Origin of the sequence: Synechococcus sp. R55.8, assembly GCF_047461895.1 — a bacterium.
Taxonomy (GTDB): Bacteria; Cyanobacteriota; Cyanobacteriia; order Thermostichales; family Thermostichaceae; genus Thermostichus.
This window is the reverse complement of sequence record NZ_JANSIB010000117.1, coordinates 1-4,909: the sequence shown is the minus strand read 5'-3', so window position 1 is coordinate 4,909 and position 4,909 is coordinate 1. Positions and strand designations below refer to the sequence as shown.

Annotated in this window: 7 protein-coding genes; 6 read left to right on the top strand and 1 reads right to left on the bottom strand. The window is 57.5% G+C overall.

Features of this window, described 5'->3' with window-relative positions:
- From NW829_RS10950 to NW829_RS10935, 4 genes are all read left to right on the top strand, one after another.
- On the top strand, positions 1-1,342 hold a 1,342-nt coding region (locus NW829_RS10950), incomplete at its 5' end, for a class I SAM-dependent methyltransferase (protein WP_414417076.1).
- A 233-nt stretch (positions 1,343-1,575) separates the two neighbouring features.
- The gene (locus tag NW829_RS10945; protein ID WP_011432392.1) at positions 1,576-1,713 is read left to right on the top strand and encodes a hypothetical protein; all 138 of its coding nucleotides are present in this window, start codon (positions 1,576-1,578) and stop codon (positions 1,711-1,713) included.
- 94 nt (positions 1,714-1,807) lie between these two features.
- On the top strand, positions 1,808-2,872 hold the full coding sequence (gene mutY, locus NW829_RS10940; RefSeq protein ID WP_414414151.1) for an A/G-specific adenine glycosylase: 1,065 nt from the start codon (positions 1,808-1,810) through the stop codon (positions 2,870-2,872).
- Positions 2,873-2,972: 100 nt separating this feature from the next.
- Positions 2,973-3,248, top strand: coding sequence for a hypothetical protein (locus NW829_RS10935; RefSeq protein WP_011432394.1), 276 nt, complete (start codon positions 2,973-2,975; stop codon positions 3,246-3,248).
- Positions 3,249-3,311: 63 nt separating this feature from the next.
- Here NW829_RS10935 and NW829_RS10930 read toward each other — a convergent pair whose 3' ends face one another.
- The gene (locus NW829_RS10930; protein WP_011432395.1) at positions 3,312-3,644 is read right to left on the bottom strand and encodes a hypothetical protein; all 333 of its coding nucleotides are present in this window, start codon (positions 3,642-3,644) and stop codon (positions 3,312-3,314) included.
- Positions 3,645-3,797: 153 nt separating this feature from the next.
- On the opposite strand from NW829_RS10930, the gene rnc reads away from it, so the two are divergent.
- Positions 3,798-4,520: a ribonuclease III gene (gene rnc / locus NW829_RS10925; protein WP_414399536.1), complete on the top strand. Its 723-nt coding sequence runs from the start codon at positions 3,798-3,800 to the stop codon at positions 4,518-4,520.
- Positions 4,517-4,744, top strand: a complete 228-nt coding sequence (locus NW829_RS10920) for a hypothetical protein (protein ID WP_414399535.1) — start codon at positions 4,517-4,519, stop codon at positions 4,742-4,744. Before rnc ends, NW829_RS10920 begins: the two co-directional genes overlap by 4 nt.
- The last annotated feature ends 165 nt before the right edge of the window (positions 4,745-4,909 follow it).

Genomic DNA, 4,909 nt, shown 5'->3' with positions numbered 1-4,909 from the left:
GGTGAGCGAAGCCGAGATTACCCGGGCGGTGCAGGCCCAGTACGAGGTGAGCGAAGCCGAGATTACCCGGGCGGTGCAGGCCCAGTACGAGACGTTCCCCTATCCTCCTATTCCTTACGACCGGCCCTTTGAGGGCTTCTCCAGTCTGGGCAGCTATACCTTGGCGCAGTACGCCCGCACCCGTAGGCTGCAAGAGCCCACAGGATCCAGGTTTTTGGTGGCCGGGTGTGGCACCGGCTGGGAAGTGCATGGCATTGCCGCCAGCAACCCCGGCTATGGTTCGGTGGTCGGGATTGACATCAGTCGCCCAGCCCTGGAGATGGCCCAGAAGCGAATTAAGCACCACGGCCTACGCAACTGCTCCGTGCAGTACGGGGATCTGCTGGATCCCTCTACTTGGCCCGAAGGCAGCTTTGACATGATTAGCTCCTACGGGGTAATCCACCACACTGCCGATCCGGTGAAGGCTTTGAGCAATCTGGCATCGCGGTTGGCTCCCGATGGGGTGATGGCGCTGATGCTCTACAACCGTTCAGGCCGTTGGCATCTGTACCGCATTCGGCGAGCCTTGGAGTTGTTGGGCATCACCCCACCTGCAACCCCAGAAAAGATCGAATTTGTGCGGCAACTGCTGAAGGGAGCCAGCCCCAATTCCCTTTTGGCCAAGCACGCCAAGGCTCACCAAGAATACTATGGACAAGATGAAAACATTGTCGATAATTTCTTCCATGCCAATGATATTCCTTTCGACATCGGCGAGATTCCCGACTTGCTTGCCCAAGCCGGGCTGGAGTTTATCGATGTCGCCCCCTACTTGGACTATTGGAATGCCAGGCCGTTGATTGCCGCCACCCACCCGGAGTTCCATCGCCGCTACGAGGCCCTTGCTCGCATCGACCAACTGCGGGTCATGGAGTATCTGGAGCCTCTGTATCACACGCAAAATCTCTTCTGGTGTTGCCATCAAGGGAAAAAGGTGGACCACTGGGATCCCTTTACAGTCGAATTTTTTAAGAGCTCCCGCTGGCAACTCAACCCCTTGTTTGTCCGCTATGGCAGCGTGCGCTACTGGGATCAAAAAATCCCCTTTTCAGATCTGTTGGGCAAGCTGGATCCGGCCCAGATCCTGACCCAGAAGATGGATATTTTCTGGCCCGTCGCCCGGATCCCGGGCAAGATGATAGCCTCTACCCGCTACCAGGTGGTGGAGCTGCTGCTGCCCCTGGCCAATCAAGCCCGTTCTGGCGCTGAGATCCTGGCTGCCCATGAAGAGAGAGCCGACCACCTTCTCAACCTATTTCGACAGTGGGAAGCAGACCGGTTAGTCCTGCGGGTTGCCTAGCTTCTGGTTATTCCAAACAGTCCAAATCACCAGGGTCAAAGTCTGTTCCATGCTAAGGTTGTATCATGCATGACCGAGGACGGTGCTTCTCCCCAGGCATGTTTGCGCCGGCGGTGCGGAGCACCTCTACTGGGACATCTTCGCCACAGCTTTCCCTGTGAATAGAGCTGGCAGATCTGGATCCCGATCAACATCCCTGACAACCCCAACGCCAGAGCTGGTAGGAGGCAAGGATGGCTGACTACAATCGCGGCATTATGAAGTTCAAGGGGGCGGATAGCCCAATTGTCGTTTTGATCTCGGCAGGAATTGTGGCCGGTGTGGTTTCGGCCCTGATCTGGTGGGCTTTGCACTTTGCTTACGCGGCTTGAGTCTCAGCCTCTTCCAGAAGCTAAGGGCAGCTTTTCCTGCGCTGCAAGCCTCCCGGACAAGGTAGGGAATTGGGACGAGGCTTCTTTGCAACGCTTGCGGCAGTCTCTTCAACGTTGGTACCGTGAACACGGGCGGGATCTGCCCTGGCGCCGCACCCGGGATCCCTACGCCATTTGGGTTTCGGAAGTGATGTTACAGCAGACCCAGGTGGCAACGGTCATTCCCTACTTTCAGCGCTGGATGCAGACCCTGCCTGGGATCCCAGCATTGGCGGCAGCCCCCCAGCAGCAGGTGCTGAAACTGTGGGAGGGCCTAGGCTACTACCGGCGGGCCCTGAACTTGCACAAAGCCGCCCAAATCCTGGTGCGGGAACGGAACGGTGAGTTCCCCAGGGATCTGGAGCAGGTGTTGGCTCTGCCGGGGATCGGGCGCACCACAGCCGGCGGCATTCTCAGCGCTGCCTTCGATCAGCCTTTGCCCATTTTGGATGGCAACGTCAAGCGGGTGCTGGCTCGCTTGGTGGCTTTGCAGCAGCCTCCGTCCCAGTGTCTGTCCCTGCTGTGGCAGCTTTCCCAGCAATTGTTGGATCCCGTGCAGCCGCGGGCTTTTAACCAAGCCCTGATGGATTTGGGGGCTACCGTCTGTCGTCCCAAAAAGCCTCACTGTGGCCGGTGCCCTTGGCAAGCGGATTGCAGCGCCTACAATCGAGGTCAACACCAACAATTGCCTATGTCTGCACCCCGTGCCTCCCGTCCTCATAAGCAAATCGCGGTTGCCATTGTTCTGCGGGGAAAAGAAATCCTTATCGATCGACGGTTGGAAAGCTCGATGCTCAGTGGGCTGTGGGAGTTTCCCGGAGGGAAAATCGAGCCGGGAGAAACGGCTGCTGAGTGTGTAGTGCGGGAGGTGAAGGAAGAAATCGGCATCGATATCGAGGTGGTCGCGCCGCTAGCCACCGTCGAACATGCCTACACCCATTTCACCGTTACTCTTATTGCTTTTATCTGCCGCTACCTGGGCGGAGAAGCCCAAGCCCTGCAATGTAGTGAGGTGCGCTGGGTTAGCCCGGCGGAACTGTCGGAATTTCCCTTCCCGGGAGCCAATCAAAAGTTGTTTCCCCACTTGCATGCTTGGCTGGCGGAGCATGGCAACCCATGATGAACCCACCCAATCCGCCAAATGGCTTAGACCCTTCTGGAACGTTTGCCCCAAGACATTCGATAGGATAGTAGATGTCCTGCTGCCGTGAGCTACGGATATGCTTGTCACTCTGGAAAAAGCTGGGGAGATTCTGGCTAAGGGATCCCATACAGCCATCACAACCACAGATGGCAAGATCGCGCTGGTGCCCAAGGGAAAAGAAACCCTCAAACTGACGGCCAACGAAGCCATTAACCTAATGTTTTACGTCGTCCGCTCCGCTGAACCGGCAGAGACGGTGATGGCCCAACTGGAGGAGGCAGTTGCCAAAGCTCAAGCCCCCGATCCAGCCGAGGAACGGGCCAGAAAATATCGAGAACTTCGTGGCATCTAAACGGATGGGCACTCGTGCCGGTTGGATCCCTTCGCAAACTGGAGAGAGACCCCAAAACAAAGATTAAAAGCAGGAGGAGCTAAGGGCGACGAACTTTCCATCGGTGGTCCACCCCAGCAACATTGGCTCCTGCGGTTGAATGGCCCGTCCGGTGAGAGCACAGCATTGGGCTTGGTGGGCCGTGGCCGGGAAGCTGGCCCGAATATCCTCAGGACTGAGGGTGGCAGCCCCTTGAGAGTGACGCAGGACATAACTCCAAAGAATTTCCCGTATGAGGGCCTGGTAACCCTGATTTCCGGCCAACGCCTTCAGTCGCTGCTTCAGCTCACGTTCCAGCCGAATGCTGGTCACTTCCATCTGGGTCGTGGGAATGGGGGAATTGGCGCGAATGGGCATGCAGGGATCCTCCCTCGAAAAGCCTATACTACTCCTGTAGCATAGCTGGCTTACCGCCTGAGCGGGGATCCCGGCCTGGGTGAGATGGCTCAGGTCAAAATGGTTGCAAGCTGTGCAGTTCTGACCGCTGAGGCAACGTCAGCACCTGAGTGTATGGTTGAGTTGATCCCGCCCCGTCGCCGTGCCTTGGAGCATTTGCTGGCCCGCCTTGGATTCAGGGATCCGGCTTTGCTGGAGCAGCTGCGCTGGGATCTGCTGGATCAGGCTCTGATTCACCCTTCTCTGGATGGCCGACGGAACAACGATCGGCTGGAGTTGTTGGGGGATTCTGTCCTGCGGATTTTGGTTACGGAATTCTTGTTTCAGTCCTATCCCCATCTGTCGGTGGGAGAGCTGACCGCGATTCGCTCCGACCTGACCAGCGATGCTTACCTGGCAGAACTGGCGGATCTGCACGGCTTGGATCGCTACCTGGAGGTGGGATCCAGCTCGCAAAACGACTTGGCCGGACGGGGTCGGCGGCTGGCGGATGCTTTCGAGGCTCTGCTTGGGGCTTTTTATCTCAGTTGGGGTATTTACACGCTGCCCAGGCTGCATCCCTGGCTGGATCCCTATCTACACCGACGAGTGGAGCAATGGTTCCAAGACCCCACTCGGCGCAACCCCAAAGCAGCCCTGCAAGAACTCACCCAACGCCTTTGGGGCAGCCTGCCGGAATACCGCCTGGTGGCCGCCCAGGAACATCCCCCCCATTTCACCATGGAAGTCTGGGGGCAAGGACGGTGCTGGGGTCGCGGTGAAGGTCGCTCAAAAAAGGCTGCGGAAATGGCCGCCGCTGCCCAAGCCTACAAACACTTGCAGTCGGAGCAGACATGAGAGGCAGCCACCGCTACGAGTTGGCCAGTTGGTTGTTTTTGCTGGGGAGTGGCCTGTTTGCGGTGAGCGAGGTGATGACCTTGGGCAGTGACCCCTCTCTGTGGGATCCAGCAGCTCCAGCCTTTCTCAATCTCAAGGTTGTCCAAACCCTGCTGGGGATAGGAGCCAGCCTCCTGTTCGTCGTAGGTAGTGCTCTGTTCATCCTCGATGCCCGTCACCGCTGAGATGTGCACCCTACCCAAAACCACAGCAGCCCTTCTCCGAGAGCAACAGAGGCGAATAGATGAGAAGCTTGCTAATAAGGACTTCTTCCGGCTACGGGATCCGCAGGCGAGAGCATGACTCTAGTCAATGATACGCTGGACTATACTGAAAATAATGTACAGTAT